The organism is Paraburkholderia yinzeri (assembly GCF_046581065.1).
Lineage (GTDB): Bacteria > Pseudomonadota > Gammaproteobacteria > Burkholderiales > Burkholderiaceae > Paraburkholderia.
Map to the genome: position 1 here is coordinate 2,122,856 of NZ_JBFOCJ010000001.1, position 16,397 is coordinate 2,139,252.

Annotated in this window: 15 protein-coding genes and 2 pseudogenes; 10 read left to right on the top strand and 7 right to left on the bottom strand. The window is 66.1% G+C overall.

Annotated features, from left to right (window positions below):
- Window positions 1-163 precede the first annotated feature (163 nt).
- Together WJ542_RS10140 and WJ542_RS10145 are read left to right on the top strand one after the other, a co-directional pair.
- Entirely contained in the window at window positions 164-622 is a 459-nt protein-coding gene (locus WJ542_RS10140; RefSeq protein WP_411189171.1) for an Lrp/AsnC family transcriptional regulator, read from the top strand.
- A 79-nt stretch (window positions 623-701) separates the two neighbouring features.
- Window positions 702-896 carry a hypothetical protein gene (locus WJ542_RS10145; protein ID WP_411189172.1) on the top strand — a complete coding sequence of 65 codons (195 nt, stop codon included), beginning with the start codon at window positions 702-704 and terminating at the stop codon, window positions 894-896.
- A gap of 53 nt (window positions 897-949) precedes the next feature.
- On the opposite strand, the gene WJ542_RS10150 is transcribed toward WJ542_RS10145, so the two are convergent.
- Both WJ542_RS10150 and WJ542_RS10155 read right to left on the bottom strand, forming a co-directional pair.
- A complete protein-coding gene (locus tag WJ542_RS10150) occupies window positions 950-3,199 on the bottom strand; it encodes an FUSC family protein (RefSeq protein WP_411189173.1) in 2,250 nt (749 codons plus the stop codon).
- A gap of 143 nt (window positions 3,200-3,342) precedes the next feature.
- Window positions 3,343-3,984 carry a VC0807 family protein gene (locus WJ542_RS10155; protein ID WP_411189174.1) on the bottom strand — a complete coding sequence of 214 codons (642 nt, stop codon included), beginning with the start codon at window positions 3,982-3,984 and terminating at the stop codon, window positions 3,343-3,345.
- 165 nt (window positions 3,985-4,149) lie between these two features.
- Here WJ542_RS10155 and arfB point away from each other — a divergent pair.
- Window positions 4,150-4,542, top strand: a pseudogene (arfB, locus tag WJ542_RS10160) (alternative ribosome rescue aminoacyl-tRNA hydrolase ArfB); the annotation flags it as partial.
- Between the two features lie 76 nt (window positions 4,543-4,618).
- On the opposite strand, the gene WJ542_RS10165 reads toward arfB, so the two are convergent.
- The 3 genes from WJ542_RS10165 to WJ542_RS10175 all read right to left on the bottom strand — a co-directional run bounded on the left by WJ542_RS10165 (window position 4,619) and on the right by WJ542_RS10175 (window position 6,177).
- Window positions 4,619-4,876 carry a DNA-binding protein gene (locus tag WJ542_RS10165; protein ID WP_411189175.1) on the bottom strand — a complete coding sequence of 86 codons (258 nt, stop codon included), beginning with the start codon at window positions 4,874-4,876 and terminating at the stop codon, window positions 4,619-4,621.
- A 153-nt stretch (window positions 4,877-5,029) separates the two neighbouring features.
- Entirely contained in the window at window positions 5,030-5,257 is a 228-nt protein-coding gene (locus WJ542_RS10170; RefSeq protein WP_411189176.1) for a hypothetical protein, read from the bottom strand.
- A gap of 170 nt (window positions 5,258-5,427) precedes the next feature.
- Window positions 5,428-6,177 (bottom strand): YdcF family protein, encoded by a 750-nt coding sequence (locus tag WJ542_RS10175; RefSeq protein ID WP_411189177.1) that lies wholly within the window; start codon window positions 6,175-6,177, stop codon window positions 5,428-5,430.
- Between the two features lie 243 nt (window positions 6,178-6,420).
- Between WJ542_RS10175 and WJ542_RS10180 the strand changes: the two genes are divergently transcribed.
- Window positions 6,421-6,738, top strand: a complete 318-nt coding sequence (locus tag WJ542_RS10180; RefSeq protein WP_411189178.1) for a hypothetical protein — start codon at window positions 6,421-6,423, stop codon at window positions 6,736-6,738.
- Window positions 6,739-6,977: 239 nt separating this feature from the next.
- Here the strand turns inward: WJ542_RS10180 and WJ542_RS10185 are convergent, their stop codons facing one another.
- Complete coding sequence (locus WJ542_RS10185) at window positions 6,978-7,262, bottom strand: hypothetical protein (RefSeq protein WP_411189179.1); 285 nt, start codon at window positions 7,260-7,262, stop codon at window positions 6,978-6,980.
- Window positions 7,263-7,514: 252 nt separating this feature from the next.
- Window positions 7,515-7,901 (bottom strand): annotated as a pseudogene (locus tag WJ542_RS10190) (transposase); the annotation flags it as partial.
- A 443-nt stretch (window positions 7,902-8,344) separates the two neighbouring features.
- Between WJ542_RS10190 and WJ542_RS10195 the strand changes: the two are divergent.
- From WJ542_RS10195 to nusA, 6 genes are all read left to right on the top strand, one after another.
- Window positions 8,345-9,247 carry a LysR family transcriptional regulator gene (locus WJ542_RS10195; protein WP_411189180.1) on the top strand — a complete coding sequence of 301 codons (903 nt, stop codon included), beginning with the start codon at window positions 8,345-8,347 and terminating at the stop codon, window positions 9,245-9,247.
- Between the two features lie 96 nt (window positions 9,248-9,343).
- Complete coding sequence (locus WJ542_RS10200) at window positions 9,344-10,579, top strand: pyridoxal phosphate-dependent aminotransferase (RefSeq protein WP_411189181.1); 1,236 nt, start codon at window positions 9,344-9,346, stop codon at window positions 10,577-10,579.
- A 292-nt stretch (window positions 10,580-10,871) separates the two neighbouring features.
- Complete coding sequence (gene scpB / locus WJ542_RS10205; RefSeq protein ID WP_411189182.1) at window positions 10,872-11,924, top strand: SMC-Scp complex subunit ScpB; 1,053 nt, start codon at window positions 10,872-10,874, stop codon at window positions 11,922-11,924.
- Between the two features lie 147 nt (window positions 11,925-12,071).
- Window positions 12,072-13,871, top strand: a complete 1,800-nt coding sequence (gene rluB, locus WJ542_RS10210) for a 23S rRNA pseudouridine(2605) synthase RluB (protein WP_411189183.1) — start codon at window positions 12,072-12,074, stop codon at window positions 13,869-13,871.
- A 458-nt stretch (window positions 13,872-14,329) separates the two neighbouring features.
- The gene (rimP, locus tag WJ542_RS10215) at window positions 14,330-14,788 is read left to right on the top strand and encodes a ribosome maturation factor RimP (RefSeq protein ID WP_411189184.1); all 459 of its coding nucleotides are present in this window, start codon (window positions 14,330-14,332) and stop codon (window positions 14,786-14,788) included.
- Window positions 14,785-16,260 carry a transcription termination factor NusA gene (gene nusA, locus WJ542_RS10220; protein WP_411189185.1) on the top strand — a complete coding sequence of 492 codons (1,476 nt, stop codon included), beginning with the start codon at window positions 14,785-14,787 and terminating at the stop codon, window positions 16,258-16,260. Before rimP ends, nusA begins: the two co-directional genes overlap by 4 nt.
- The last annotated feature ends 137 nt before the right edge of the window (window positions 16,261-16,397 follow it).

Consider the following 16,397-nt stretch of genomic DNA (forward strand, 5'->3'; position numbering starts at 1 on the left):
GGGCGTCAAACAGGACGGGTTCGGCGGGGAGGTTCATCGGTGCAGGGGTGTTCGGCTGCGGATGAACAGGGCGATATCGGTTTGCGTCGGGAGAGAGTTTTCATATAATTCCCCTGTGCTGGCTCCAGATAGAATAAATTTCTACGCAAGGGGAAAGGCGGAAATGGATGTAATCGACAGAAAGCTCGTCGAGTTGTTGCAGCAGGACGCCACGATGCCGGTTGCCGAACTCGCGCAGCGTGTCAATCTTTCGCAAACGCCGTGCTGGAAGCGGGTTCAGCGTCTCAAGGAGACAGGCGTGATTCGCGCCCAGGTGGCGCTGTGCGATCCGAAGAAGCTGGGCGTGGGGACGACCGTGTTCGTAGCGGTGCGCACGAACCAGCACACCGAGGCGTGGGCGCAGAGCTTCACGCGCGCGGTGCAGGACATTCCCGAGATTGTCGAGGCCTACCGCATGAGTGGCGAGACCGATTATCTGTTGCGCGTCGTGGTGTCGGACATCGACGACTATGATCGCGTCTACAAGCAACTGATTCGCGCCGTGCCCCTCTCCGACGTGAGCTCGAGCTTCGCCATGGAGCAACTCAAGTACTCGACGGCCTTACCGGTACGAACCGGCTAAGGCGGCCGCCGCGAAGCAAGCCGCTTGCAAGGCGCCCCGGCGTAGAATGCCCGCTTTGCTCCTCACTTTCCGGCGAACCATGAACGAACCGCGCAAGAAGAATCCCGCCTTTGGCGTTGGCGTGCTCATCGTGGTGGTGGTGCTCTTCGTGATCGGCACCGTGCTGTTCAATGCGATTCGCGGCAAGCGCGAATACGACGAAGCGAATCCGGGCCAGCCGGCGAGCGCCGCAGCGAGCGCGAATGCCTCGCCGCCGGCCGGCACGGGGCAGTAACGTACCTCGCGGTCCTTTACAGCGCTGTACCCGCGCTTGTACCCGCTCTTCCGCTACGCATCGGGCAGCCGGATCACGCTCGCGTCCTTGCGGATGAGCCAGGACGCGGCCAGCATCTGCTTGCATTGATGCGCGAGCAGTTTCAGTTCCTGCGCAAACTCCGAGGACGGCCCCAGCGCGCGCTCGGTCTCGACCACCGCGGTGTCGAGATCGCGCGTGAGCCGTTTCGTGAGGTCGATCTGATCGGCGGGGGCCGGCGTTCCCGATTCGGCAGCGACGAGGTTTTCGTGCACGCATGAGAGGGCCCGTTCGAGCGCATCGGGCGCGGCCGTCTGACCGGGCTTTGCCGAGGCGCGCAAGAGCGGCGCGGCCGCCGTGATCTGCGAGGCGAGCACGTGGCTGCGGATCAGGAGGTCGTTCAGTTCGGCGACGTACTTCTGCGCCGACTTCGGCTCCAGCATCATGCGCTGGAAGGCCTGGCCCAGATTCGCAAACGCCACGTGCACGTTCTTGCGCGCGAGGCGGTAGCGGAAGTCGGCCGGGGGCGCGGCGCCGGCCAGCGCGGGCTCCGCCTGCGTCTGCGCCGCGCGCGTGCCCCGACCCCAACTGGCTTCGAGATACTGGCGCATCGCGCCGATCATGTCGTTCACGAGTTTGCCCATCAGCCGGTATTCCCAGTACGGGAACAGATGGCTCGCGGCGATCGCGATCATGCAGCCCACCATGGTGTCGATGGCGCGCTCGCCGATGATGCGCATGCTGCCGGGCGCAAGCAGATGGAACATCAGCAGGACATAGGCCGAAGTGAAGACGACGCTCGCCGTATAGTTAAAGAGCAGCAGGCTGTAGCTCATCACCATGGCCGCGAACATCGCCACGAGCAGCACGAGCGGGTGCTTCACGAGCAGGATCAGGGCCACGCTTGCCGCGCAGCCGATCAGCGTGCCGACGATACGCTGCGCATTGCGCTGGCGCGTGAGCGAGTAGCCGGGCTTCAGGATGATAATGGTCGTCATCACGATCCAGTAGGCGTTGGTGAGCGGCAGCAGGCGCCCGAGCCAGAAGCCCACGGCCACCGCGATCGTCACGCGCAGCGCATGCCGGAAGCTCGGCGAGGCCATGGTGAGGTTCGAGAAGATTTGCCGGAACGGCACGCGCCGGCTCGTGACGAAACGCTGCAGGGCTTCGTCGAGGCGCAGTTCCGTTTCGGTCGTCGGCGCCTCGCTCGTGAGGCTGCGGCGCATGCGGTCGATCAGGCGCGTCGCGCTCCAGATGCGCCGGAACGACGCCGAGACCGCCGCATAGGCCTCCGGGTCGGTCTTCTGCAGATCGCGCTTCCTGAGCTGTTCGAGCTCGTATTCGATCGCGCGCAGCTCGGCTTTCGCGTTGACGCTCACGCGCGGCGCTTCGTTCTGCAGCACGGCAAGACCAATGTCCTCGAGATCGGCGGCGGCCTTGCGGATCAGGTCGCGATAGAACGCGAGCAGGTCGGAGCCGCCGAAGGTATTGCGCACGAGCGGATAGTCGGTGTGGGCGCCCACGAAAAGCTCGTGCAGATCGACCGTGTTGATGAACAGGTTGAAGTGCATGGCGCGCACCGGGTCGAGCTTGCCGCTCCTGAGCTTCGGCAGGCTGCGCAGCACGATGTCGCGCGCCGCGTCCTGGCGCTCCACCGCGGCGATCTGTTTGGCGACGAGGTTGCGATAGCACTCGTCGAGATCGTTGTCGAGGTCGAAGAACTGGGCGCGCGCGAGCAGGTAGTCGGCGCAGGCGAACACGCTCTCGGCGATCGCCTGCTGCTCGATGCGGTGGAGCATCAACTGGCTCACGAGCGTGGACCAGGCCGTGTACCAGAGGCCGCCCAGCAGGATCCATAACGCGTTGACGAGCGCCTGGTGCGGCGTGAAGTGTTCCTCCAGCGTCATCACCATCATGAACAGCGTCGCGAAGCTGATCTGCGGCCAGCGATTGCCGTACACCACGATCAGCGAGAGCACGAAGGTGAGCGGCACGACGGCGGCCCAGAGCGCGACCGGGTTGACGGTCGCGAGGCCCGTTGCGTAGGCGGCCAGGAAGCCGATCGCGCTGCACGCGAGCATCTCGTTGCGCTTGTACTTCAGCGGACCGGGCATGTCGACCACGCAGGCGCCCAGCGCGCCGGTGGAGAGGGTGAAGCCGAGCTCGCTCTGGTTGAAAACGAACAGGCACAGCACGGCGGGAAGCGAAATGCCGACCGCGATGCGAAGGCCGCCATAGAAGTACTGGCTATAGAGGAATTTGCGGATTTCTACCGAATAGCGCATCGACTGCCGATGTGGTTCAAGAGCGGGCGGCGCGGAAGTGCACCGCGGAATGGCGGTGAGTCTAACTGATTTCGCCAGGGGGTTGAGCGGCCGTGCCGGCGGGGGCTGGCCGGGCGTGATGCGAGCGCTGGCGGCAGGCGCGCTCAGGCCGTCGGATCGCCGAGCAAGCCGCGGGTGCCGTGGATGCGGCGCATGCGTGTGCGATACCAGAAGGTCCAGGCGAGCAGGCCGCCAAATACGCCGTAGCCGATCACCGGCGAGACGACGAGGAAGCGCTCGATGGGCCAGGTGGCGGCGAGCCACGCGCGCAACGCCGCGTCGGCGGTGAGGCCGAGGCCCCAGACGGCCGTGAGCATGCGCATGGCCGAGACGAACTCGCGGCGCTCCTGCCAGAGCTGTTCGAAGCGTGCGACGCCCTCGGGCGTTTCGCGAGCGACGGTCGCGCGCGCGAGGTAGTACACGAGCGGGCGGCGCGCGAGCAGCGAGGCGAGGAAGGTGACGCCGATGGCGCCCGAGGCGAGGCATTCGCGCATCAGCAGCACGCGCGGGCCGCCGCCGAAAGCCATGGCGGCGAGCGAGAGCGCAATGCCGAGCAGCACGATCGCGGCGAGCGCGTCAACGCGCCGAAAGCGCGCAAGCTCGACGATGCTCCAGGCGACCGGCGGAATTGCCGACGCCACGAGGCCGCCCACTTCGCCGTAGTGCGGATGGGCAAGGCGGTACGCGACCCAGGGGAGGAGCAGATTGACCGCCAGTTCGGCGACGAATGCCGGGCGCAGCTTCATGCGATGCGTCCTCGCGTGTCCATGTTGATATGAACCCAGTATGGCCGAACGATGACCGATCGGCAAACGGCGGCGCGAAGCCCATCTGGCGGCCGCCTGTGCGACACTCGCAGATGCTCCGCCCCGCACCCCGGCATGCCTCTTCTAACTGTTTCGCCGTCCGATATGTCCGTCCGCTATCCCGTCGCTCCCCACGAAGTCGAACTGGTCGCCGTGCGTGCGCAAGGCGCGGGCGGCCAGAATGTCAACAAGGTATCGAGCGCGATCCACCTGCGCTTCGATATCCATGCGTCTTCGTTGCCCGACGTGATCAAGATGCGCCTGCTCGCGCTCTCCGACCGGCGCGTGTCGAGCGAAGGCGTGGTCGTCATCAAGTCGCAGGAATACCGGACGCAGGAGCAGAATCGCGCCGCGGCGCTCGCGCGGCTCGACGAACTGATCGACAGCGTGAGCGTGACGCGCAAGGCCCGCGTGCCGACGCGGCCCACGCGGGCGTCGAAGATGAGGCGTCTGGAGGGGAAGGCCCGCCAGGGCGAGGTGAAGGCCGGCCGGCGGCGCCGGCCGGCGGCGCGTGGTCGACTGAGCGAGTGGAGTGAGGCGCGGCGCCGGCGGCCGGGGCGTGCCCCGGCAGAATTCAGTGCGCCGTGTTCGGCACGTCGAGGATCAGGATGATGGTCCAGTCGGCGTCGCCTTCGTGATGGTACTGGCGCTCCGCGACGATGAACGGCTGCTGCTTGCCCTCGGGGCCGAGGAACAGCACGTCGCCTTCCATCGGGAGGCATTCGACCGGCGGCAGTGCGAGGAACGCGTCCTGCTTGCCGCGCGGCATCAATTTTTCGATTTTGCGGGATGCCTCTTCCGTCCATTCGATATCGAGCTGGATGTTGCTCATTCTGTTCTCCGCGCGAGGGGCGCACCGTTGCTGGGTCAATTCGAGGTGCGCGACTTTAGCATACCGCGCGCGACAAAAAGCCGATGCCGGCTACCCGTGCATCAGCTTTCAAAAAGAGGACGGCGCGGCGCTCGCTCGATGCCGCGCGCCGCATTACTGAGCCGGCATGTCCTTGTGGTGATGATGCGGCTTCGCGTGTTCCTTCATGTGCATCGGCGCCGGAGCGGCTTCCTGACGAGATTGCAGTTCCTGCGCGTGCTGTTCGACATCCGCTGCCCGCTGCGGGTCGGTGCTCATCGTGACGCCGTGTTCGTCTTGCGCGTAGGCAGCACCCGTCAGGGCGGAAAGCGAAATCAGGACTGCGAGGGACATTTTTTTCATCATTACCTCCGTGGAAGCGGTTTATGGACCCAGCCGTTGCCTGGCAAGGCAAAACGCAGGCGGAATGGCCATGCCATTCTAAGGAGCAAATATACGCTCCAGATGAGGTTGCGGAGTTGAGGATGCGCAGCGTTACATCTTGTTACGCTGCGCCGTAGCAAACGATGACGTCAAAACCAGCCGATCATGCAATAGACATGGAACTGTGCGATGCCGATCAACTCGTGCAAGGCTATTTGCGCGCTTTCCAGATTGGCGAGGCGCGGCCGCCAGCCGGTGAGCGCAACGCGCGTGCCGGAGACGACCGGCAGCGGGTCGTTGCCGTCGCGCCGGAAATCGAGCAGGGCGCGCGGCATCTGATATGCCGAGGTCACGAGCAGCAGCGTGGTGCCGGCCGCATCGGGCCAGGTCTGGAGCAGGCGCGTTACGTTGCGCGCGTTCTGCCACGTCGTCAGACTGGCGTTTTCCAGCACGAGGTCGCTGCGCGCGACGCCGGCGCGCAACAGATACGGCGCATACGTGTCGGCTTCGGTGGCAGCGTGATGCTGGGGGTTGCCGCCGCTCACGATCACCCGGCAAATGCCGCCCGCCGCGCGGCATCGCGCGTAGAGCGACGCAGCGGTCGCGAGCCGCGGGTAAACGTCCTGCGGCGGCACGAGGACGCCTGCGTCGTTCACATGCGTGCCGCCGCCAAGCACGACAATGGCCGTGTGCGCCCCGAAGGGCCGGGGCAAGGGCTTCGCCGGATCGTAGGGGGTGCGATACGCTGCGGGCTGGGCGAGATCGAGCAGCGGGCCCGTCAGCCAGCCGGAGGCGAGCAGCCAGAAAAAGACGATCGCGCCGGCGGCGACGATCACGCGAGCCCGGCAGCATAAGACGAACAGCGCAAGAAAAGCCGCGAGGAAAACGAATAGAATCAATTTGAATGAGGTAACGTATGATTTCGGGGATAAAGCATCTGCGCACATGCGTTGCGAGCGTGGCGCCGCGCAGTCGTTCCGAAGGCGCTCATCGCGCCTTCACGGGGCCCGGACAAGCTCGCAGTTTCTGCCTGCTTCCGACTGACAGCGAATGCGCATCGACGGCTAGCCGAAGCAGGCTTACCGCTTTGTGACTGAGCGCAGCGGCCTCTCTGGAAGGTCGCATTTTAAGAAAGAAGTGAGATGGCCACGTATTCCAACGAAGCAGTACTCGAAGCGTTGCGGCGGGTGCAGTATCGGCAGGTCCCCTGGGCGCGACGTCCCGAAGTTTTTCAATATCTGCGCGGGCTTGGGCTGATGGAGACGGTGCGGCAACGCACGGTGGCGCCCGCGCCCGGGTTTCACGCGCCCGTCGACATCGCGGTGCTCACCGACCTCGGGCGTGCCGAATTCGCGCGTCTCGCGCGCGACGAGCGCTCGCTCCACTGGGCCGATCATCGCATCGCCAGCTATGCGGCCCAAGGCAGCGTTTCCGAGTCGGACGTACCCGCGCGCCAATAGGTTCACGGCGCGGCCAGGGCGCCGGCTCGGCGCCTCTGTCCGTTCCGGACTGCTTCGGGTCGCTCGACATCAAAAAAAAGCCCGTATCGGACGATACGGGCTTACCGGAATTACTGCTGCCACGCTGTGCTTGATGGCATTAGGTAGACCGGCGCGACGCGCAGGGGTTCCCGTAAAGCATCGGTGTGCGCGTGAGGGTTTACGTCCAGGGCGCGAGGCGCAGGCGTGCTTGCGACCTCTCAACGGCGTGGCGACGCGGGCATGGCTTCGCGCGGCGGCATGGCGCGCTGGCGGGCGTTGTCGGTGATGTCGGCGCGTAGATCGCCGCGCGGCACAGCGGGATTGGCTCCGCCTGGGCGGGGCGCGCGATCGGGCGGCCGGGCGCCAGCGTGGGGCAGGTTCCCGCCGTCGGCGTTATGTTGCGGCGGCTGAGCGGCGGTGACGCCACAGGAGAGTGCGGCAATCAGGGCGAGGGCGGTGAGCGAACCCATGCTGCCCCGAACGAGCAGAGTCATGGATTTCATGGCGGCTTCCCGTCAATACGGGTTCTCGACGTTTGTAGACATGGGTCTACCCTAGCGTCGGCCGCGAAAGCAGGGTGTAAATGTTGGTAAGGAGATGTTTCCCCTGCCTGGGCTATCGCCAATCCGGGAAGAAGAGGCCGGCTCATGCGGGCGGCGCTGGCGCGCTCGCGAAGGTGTCCGGCGTGGCCGGGCGCGCGAGGCGCCCGGCGGGAGAAAGCGGAAAGCCGACGCTCAGGCCATCTTGACCGGCGTGACCGGTGCGCGCCACGACTCCGGATTGGTCCAGAACGCGCCGCGCAGGCGATCGCGGCTCGGCGGTGCGGGCGGCTTGGTGGCCGTCGCGCCAATGCGACCGCGCAGCGAAATCTCGCGGCCGTTCGTGCTCAGGCGTTTCACGATCTCGGCGAGGGTGCCGTCAGCCTGCCACTCGTCGAAACGGCGGCGGCAAGTGGGCGGTGACGGATAGCGGCCCGGCAGCTTGGACCAGCCTTCGCCTGTCGAGAGTACCCACAGTACCGCGTTGACCACCGCACGCGCTTCGACGCGAGGCCGTCCGCGCCGTTCGCTCCGCGCGGGTTCCGCGCAGAACAACGCCTCGACCAGCGCCCATTCGTTATCTCTCAAATCGTCGAACAGCATCATGTCATTCACCTCAGCGAAGCTATCTCCGGTGCGCTGCCCCGCGCTGCGCACTCTTCATGTACGCCCGTCCGGAGGGCGGGGTACCAGGCGGGACCTCGAGGCGGGCTGGATGATTGTGGTTTCCAGTCCGTCCGTCGATCCTGTGCATGCCCTTATGCGAGAAGCGTGCCAATTCGTACGCTTTCGTCTCGGAGCCGCGTGGCATCAGGCCCGCGCGGGTGCTTGCCAGGGGCGTATTCGACTCGAAATCGCATAGAGGGGATATCGGGACAATCACCAATCTTGTGCAAATTGGCTCGCCAGGCGTGCGTTTGCGCCGTATTGCTGCATTGCGGCGAATAATCGCCGCGGCCCGTTTCGGCGATGCAGCGCCCATCTGGCCACGCACAAAGGCGCTGATATAAAATTGCATGAAAAACCATGATTGATGAATTGGACCGATGAATGTGACGCTACGGCAGTTGCGGGTCTTTATCGAAGTGGCGCGGTTGCAGAGCTTCAGTCGCGCCGGCGACGAAATCGGGCTGACCCAGTCGGCGGTGAGCCGCTGCGTGCGCGAGCTCGAGGCGGAGATCGGCGTCAAGCTGGTGGACCGGACGACGCGCGAGGTGCAGTTGACCGACGTCGGCGCCAATCTGATCGCGACGATTCCCCGTCTTATTGGGGACCTCGACGACGCGTTGCGCGAGATTCGCGAGATCGGCGAGCAGCGGCGCGGGCGCGTGGTGGTCGCGGCGAGCCCGACGGTGGCGTGCCGCCTGATGCCCGAGGTGGTCGCCGGATGCTCACGGCAGTTTCCCTATGTCACGCTCGGACTGCGCGACGACGTGCAAAGCGACGTGGTGCGCAAGGTGCGCTCGGGCGAGGTCGATTTCGGCGTGATCATCGGGCCGTTCGCGGCGGAGGACCTCGACACCGAAAAGCTCACGACCGATTCGTTCTGCGTGGTCGTGCGCGGCGACCACGCGCTCGCGGGGCGCGATCGGGTCGGCTGGCGCGAGCTCGACGGCGAACGGCTCGTGATGCTCGACTACGCGTCGGGCAGCCGTCCGCTGATCGATGCCGTGATGGGCGAGCAGGGCGTGCGCGCCTTGGTGGTGCAGGAACTGGGGCATCCGGCGACCGTGTTCGGCCTCGTCGAGGCGGGCGTCGGCATCAGCGTGCTGCCGTGGCTGGCGCTGCCCGTGCCCGCGGGCTCGTCGCTCGTTGCCCGCGCGCTCGTGCCGCGCGCGGAGCGAACCGTCGAGCTCGTGCGGCGGCGCGACCGCTCGCTTTCGCCGGCCGCCGAGGCCGTCTGGGCGCTGATCAGGCAGATCGGCGGCCGCCCGGAGACGCTGGGTTAGCGCCATAACTAGAGCGGTGTGTCGGATGCGGGGCTCGCCATCGTGTCTGTGGCGTGCGCGCTACACTGTGTCTTTTACCCGTTTGCCTAATTCGCGATGAGCCACGCCGCCCCCATTTCGTCCAGCCACCCCACGCCGAACCGGCCCGACCTCGCCAGCGCCCGCGAGGCCGTGCGTGCGTTGCGCTCGTCGCAGATCCGCGAGGTGGCGAATGCGGGCTTTGGCGTGCCGGACGTGTTGCCGTTCTGGTTCGGCGAGTCCGACCGCGTGACGCCGCCTTTCATCCGCGAGGCCGCTGCCGAGGCGCTGGGTCGCGGCGATACGTTCTATACGCATAACCTCGGTATCGCGCCGCTGCGCGAGGCGCTCTCGCGCTACGTGAGCGGCTTGCACGGCGTGACGCCGGCGGAGAACATCGCGGTAACCAGCGCGGGGGTGAACGCGCTGATGCTCGCCGCGCAGCTCGTGACGGGAGCGGGCGAGCGCGCCGTGGCCGTGACGCCGCTGTGGCCCAATCTCGTCGAGATCCCGAAGATACTCGGCGCCTCGGTCGAGACCGTTTCGCTCGTTTACGGCGAGCGCGGCTGGGTGCTCGATCTCGACCGCCTGCTCGCCGCGCTCACGCCGGACACGAAGCTCCTGATGATCAACTCGCCGAACAATCCGACGGGCTGGGTGATGACGCGCGAAGAGCAGCGCGCCGTGCTCGATCATTGCCGCCGTCACGGCATCTGGATCGTCGCCGACGAAGTGTACGAACGTTTGTACTACGAAAGCGAGGGCGAGGCTGGCGGACGGACCGCTCCCTCGTTTCTCGATATCGCATCGCGCGACGAGCGTCTGATCTGCGTGAATTCTTTCTCCAAGGCCTGGCTCATGACGGGCTGGCGCCTCGGCTGGATGGTCGTGCCCCATGGGCTGATGGACGATCTCGGCAAACTGGTCGAATACAACACCTCGTGCGCGCCGTCGTTCGTCCAGCAAGCGGGTATCGCCGCGCTCGAGCACGGCGAGCCTTTCACGCGCGCTCTGGTCGCGGACCTGCGCGCGTCGCGCGATCATCTCGCGGCCGCGCTCGCGCGGCTGCCGGGCGTGGACGTGAAGATCCCGCATGGCGCGATGTACCTGTTTTTCCGGCTGGCCGGCGCGCAGCCGAGCCTCGATCTGTGCAAGGCGCTCGTACGCGACGCGGGTCTCGGGCTCGCGCCCGGCAGCGCCTTCGGCCCCGAAGGCGAAGGTTTCGTGCGCTGGTGCTATGCGTGCGATCCGGCGAGGCTCGACGAGGGCGTGGCGCGTCTCGCCGGCTATCTGGAGGCGCGGACGGCGCGTTGAACGCACGTAATGCACGGCGCATCGGCGGACGGTGAGCGATGGAAAGGCGTCTTTACGCACCCGCCGTTTTTGCGTAATATGGCGCTCAGTCTAGCGGTTCCCTGCGGGAACTTCGCTGCTCCGTCCGGCTGGGTCTGGCTCGATTGCCTGTATTGCGGCCCCCCGGTGCGTGCTCCCATCAATATGACCGATCAGAATCGGGCGAGCGCGTCTCCAGTTCCATATCGTCTTTCGTCTGTCTGATCCGGTTCCTTGAACCTGATTTACCTTACTTAAGGTCTGACCTGGCTGCATGAATACCCAAGAGGCGAAGATCGTCCTCGAGACTGCATTGATCTGCACGCAGGAGCCGCTGAAGGTCGGCGATCTGCGCAAGCTGTTCTCCGATGACATTTCGGCCGACACGGTCCGCCACCTGCTCGAAGACTTGAAACAGGAATGGTCGGGGCGCGGCGTGGAGCTGGTGGGCCTCGCGTCCGGCTGGCGCTTTCAGAGCAAGCCCGCCATGCGGACTTACCTCGACCGCCTGCATCCCGAAAAGCCGCCGCGCTATTCGCGCGCGGTGCTCGAAACGCTCGCGATCATCGCGTACCGGCAGCCGGTCACGCGTGGCGACATCGAGGAAATTCGCGGCGTGACGGTCAATACGCAGGTCGTCAAGCAGCTCGAGGACCGCAGCTGGATCGAGGTGATCGGGCATCGCGACGTGCCGGGCCGTCCGGCGCTTTATGCGACGACGCGGCAGTTTCTCGACGACCTCGGGCTGAAGTCGCTCGACGAGCTGCCGCCGCTCGACGACCCTTCGGCGCAGATGGGCGAGCAGTTGCTCGCGCAGCATGCCATCGAGTTTCCGGACAGCGAGGTGGCCCAACTGCTTGCTGCGCAAGCGGGAGACGAGGCCACGGAGCCGGTCCGCACGGACGCGGCCGAGGCCGTTGAAACCGAAACTGGCGCTATTGAACCGGCGGAACCGTTGGAATCGTTAGAGCCGGCGCTCGACGCAGGCGCGCCGGATGCGGCGGAGCATGAACCGCGCGAAGCGGTTCATGAGGCGCAGGAAACCGGGGAGGCCGCTGAACCGGGCGTATCCGGCGAGCAGGACGCGGCGCAAGCCGAAGAAACCGCCCAGGCCGCTGCCACCACGGTCGAACCCGAGGCCGATGAAGGCAACGAGTCAGACAGGACGGCAGCCGCCCAGGACGACGACGCACGCGACACCAACGTCGCAGGCGCCGAACCCCAACACGAACGACGCGAGGAAGCACCTCGCGCCGGGCAGAGCGAGCCCGCTCATCCAAAGGCGTATTGGCCGTATCCGGTCGCTGCGCCCGAAGGCGACGACTGAACCGGACACGACAGCCGCGACGCGGCACAGGACGACCCCGTCCCAACGGCGGGACTGACGTCGGAGCCGCTCGCCGCGGCGTCTGGCGTAACGAACACACTGACGCGCCTTGCAAGGGGGCGCGCAACCTGACATTTTGAGGTTGTTTTGACTGATATCCACGATACCGATTCGACCGACGCGTCCGAATCCTCGCGCCGCGCGGCATCCGCGCAGGCCGACGAACCGCGTTCCCGCGAAGCCGGCGACGTTCCCGAGGGCGCGCCCGGTAGCGGCGAAGGCGAGGACCGTCCGCGCCGCGGTTTGCGTCGCGGGCCGCGCAGCCTGATCGCGCGCCGCCGCGCGGGTGCGAAGGCCAAGGCCACCGACGAGCCGGGCGCCGCCGCCGAAGACACGCAGGACGGCGAGAACGCCGCGCCGGCACCGCGCCGGGAAGGTGCTCCGAAGAAGCCGGGCCGCCGCAAGGACGCGGGCGCGTCCGGCGCCCAGGGCGAAGCCGCGGCGGCGAAGCCCGCCGGCAAGCGCCAGAAGAACCCGAATCAAGGCCAGGGTCAGCAGGGGCAGGGTCATAAAGGCCAGCCGCGAGCGCAGCAGTCGACGGCCGCCGCCGGCGAGAGCGCGCAGGACGATCTGTTCCTGTACGTGACGTCGCCGGCTTTCGACGCCGACAACGGCGCGGCGGGCTCGGGCGTGCGCGCGCCGATGCTGCGTCGCGGCCGCGTGCAGCAAAAGCGCGTGTTGAGCCCCGACGACGACGCGCCGAAGCTGCACAAGGTGCTCGCCGACGCAGGCATGGGCTCGCGCCGCGATATGGAAGAGCTGATCATTGCGGGACGCGTTTCGGTGAACGGCGAGCCGGCGCACATCGGCCAGCGCATCCTGCCGACCGACCAGGTCCGCGTGAACGGCAAGCCGATCAAGCGCAAGCTGCCGAACAAGCCGCCGCGCGTGCTGCTCTATCACAAGCCGACCGGCGAGATCGTGAGCCATGCCGATCCGGAAGGCCGCGCCTCGGTGTTCGACCGTCTGCCGCCCATGAAGACGGCGAAATGGCTCGCGGTCGGCCGTCTCGACTTCAATACCGAGGGGCTGCTGATGCTGACTACCTCGGGCGATCTGACCAATCGTTTCATGCACCCGCGCTATAGCGTGGAGCGCGAGTACGCCGTGCGTGTGGTCGGGGAGCTGACGGAGGGGAATCGCCAGAAGCTGCTCAAGGGCATCGAGCTCGACGACGGCCCGGCGAACTTCCTGCGCATCCGCGACGGCGGTGGCGAGGGCACGAATCACTGGTATCACGTCGCGCTGGCCGAAGGCCGCAACCGCGAAGTGCGCCGCATGTTCGAGGCGGTCGGCCTGATGGTGAGCCGCCTGATCCGCACGCGCCACGGTCCGATCGCGCTGCCGAAGGGCCTCAAGCGCGGCCGCTGGGAGGAGCTCGACGACAATCAGGTTCGGAGCCTCATGGCCGCGGTCGGGCTCAAGGCGCCGGCCGAGGAGAAGGGCGGCCGTGGCGGCAACGCCCAGGAACGCCGTCAGCCGGACCCGATGCAGACCTCCATGGGCTTCATCAACCGCGAACCGGTGCTGAGCTCGCACGGCGCGATGGCCCAACCGCGCCAGGGGCGGCGCGGCGCTGCCGGTGGCTTCGGCGGCGGGGCGTCGGGCGGCACGGGTGGCTTCGGCGCGGGTTTTGGCGGCGCAGCGGGTGGCGGGCGCAACGGCAATCGTCCCGGTCCCGGCCGCGATGTCGACGGCAACCGGGCTCCGGGCGCCGGCAAGCGTGCGGGCGGGCAGGCCAGCGGCAATCGCCGCGGTCCGGGCGGCAACGGTAATGGCAATGGCAATCGCAGCGCCAATCCCAATGCCAGCGGCAACTGCGCTCCGGGCGGCAACAGCCGTGGCGGACAACGCGGCGCACCGCGCAACCGCACGCGCGGTCACTAAGCGCGGCAAGGCGGTTCGTCGGCATCCTCCTGCAAGGGGCTGACGAAGCTTTGCAAAAGCGTGCGCAAATCCCGCAAGCCCTTTCCGGACAGGCATTTAGCGCCGTCCGGTTTGCGTTGATGTCAAAAAAAGGCTACAATCTCGAAGTCGCTGGGCGTGCGGCTTTGATTTGCGCTCCAGGTCCGACCACCTGGCTATAAAAGAAGATGGGCGTTTCGCCCATTTTTTTTTGGTCCGGCCGCTTGAGGGTACAACGGTGAACGCAAGAGCAATGTAAAGGCGTGCGCAGTTGTAAAGGGAAGCGGCGGGCCATGCAGGGTGCGTCATCCGGGGAGCAGGCAATGTGCAAGAGCGCGCGCTCACCTGGCGCGCGGCCCGCGAACCGGAATGAAACCGGACGACCGAGCGGAATCTCGGGAAGTTGCTGGCCTGCTGCGCGAATATCTGGAGTAGGCATAGTGCAACTGACGGAACTGATTGAAACCACGGTCACCGGGCTCGGTTACGAGCTGGTCGATCTCGAGCGCACCGGGCGCGGCATGCTGACGATCTATATCGATCAGCCCGCGGGGATCGCGATCGAGGATTGCGAGAAGGTCACGCGTCAGCTGCAGCACGTTCTGACCGTCGAGAACATCGACTACGAGCGGCTCGAGGTTTCGTCGCCCGGTCTCGACCGTCCGCTGAAGAAGCTGGCGGACTTCGAACGCTTCGCAGGCAGCGAGGCGGTTATCACGTTGAAAAAGCCATTGGACGGACGGAAATCGTACCGGGGCATCGTGCATGCGCCCGAAGGCGAGACCATCGGTCTGGAATTCGAAGGGAAGGCAGGGCCCGCGATGCTGGATTTCACGCTCGCGGACATCGACAAGGCACGCCTTATCCCCAAAGTTGACTTTAGGAGCCGCAAACAATGAGTCGCGAAGTGTTGATGCTGGTGGACGCGCTGGCACGCGAGAAGAATGTCGACAAGGACGTGGTGTTTGCCGCCCTTGAAGCGGCGCTGGCGTCCGCCTCCAAGAAACTCTTCGACGAAGATGCGGACATCCGCGTGCAGATCGACCGCGAAAGCGGCGAGCACGAGACGTTCCGCCGCTGGCGCGTCGTGCCCGACGAAGCGGGCCTGCAGGAGCCGGATCAGGAGATCCTGCTGTTCGAAGCGCGCGAGCAGAAGCCCGACGCGCAGATCGACGACTTCATCGAGCAGCCGGTGCCTTCGGTCGAGTTCGGCCGCATCGGCGCGCAGGCCGCCAAGCAGGTGATCCTGCAGAAGGTGCGCGACGCCGAGCGCGAGCAGATCCTCAACGATTTCCTCGAGCGCGGCGAAAGCATCATGACCGGCACGGTCAAGCGCATGGACAAGGGCAACTTCATCGTCGAGTCGGGCCGTGTCGAAGCACTCCTGCGCCGCGACCAACTGATTCCGAAGGAAAACCTGCGCGTGGGCGACCGCGTGCGCGCCTGGATCGGCAAGGTCGACCGCACCGCGCGCGGCCCGCAGATCGAGCTCTCGCGCACGGCGCCCGAGTTCCTCATGAAGCTCTTCGAAATGGAAGTGCCGGAGATCGAGCAGGGCCTTCTCGAGATCAAGGCCGCTGCGCGCGATCCGGGCGTGCGCGCCAAGATCGGCGTCGTGGCCTACGACAAGCGCATCGATCCGATCGGCACCTGCGTCGGCATCCGCGGTTCGCGCGTGCAGGCCGTGCGCAACGAGCTCGGTGGCGAAAACGTAGACATCGTGCTATGGTCGGAAGACCCCGCCCAGTTCGTGATCGGCGCGCTCGCGCCGGCAGCCGTGCAGTCCATCGTCGTCGACGAGGAAAAGCACGCGATGGACGTTGTCGTCGACGAAGGCGAGCTTGCCGTCGCCATTGGCCGCAGCGGCCAGAACGTGCGTCTCGCCGGCGAACTCACCGGCTGGCAGATCAACATCATGACGCCGGACGAAAGTGCGCAGAAGCAGAATCAGGAGCGCACCGTGCTGCGCGACCTGTTCATGGCGCGTCTCGACGTTGACGAAGAAGTCGCCGACATCCTCATCGACGAAGGCTTCACGAGCCTCGAAGAGATCGCCTACGTGCCGCTCAACGAAATGCTCGAGATCGAGGCGTTCGACGAGGACACCGTGCACGAGCTGCGCAACCGCGCACGCGATGCGCTGCTCACCCAGGCCATCGCCAACGAAGAGAAGGTGGAAAACGCCGCGCTGGACTTGAAGAGCCTGGACGGCATCGACGCTGACCTGCTTGCGAAGCTGGCGCAGCACGAGATTCATACCCGCGACGAGCTTGCCGAGCTGGCCGTGGACGAGCTCACCGAAATGACGGGGATGGAAGAAGACACCGCGAAAGCGTTGATCATGAAGGCACGTGAACACTGGTTTCAGTAACCTGGCAACAGGTGCGAAGCCGGTGGCGAACGAGCAGGAACCGACCATGACCCACTGAACCTATCGCGGCCGGCACCGCCTTCGAGCGCGTGCCGGGGCCGCATGAACCGATGTCAACCGCAAGGAACCGCTCCTTG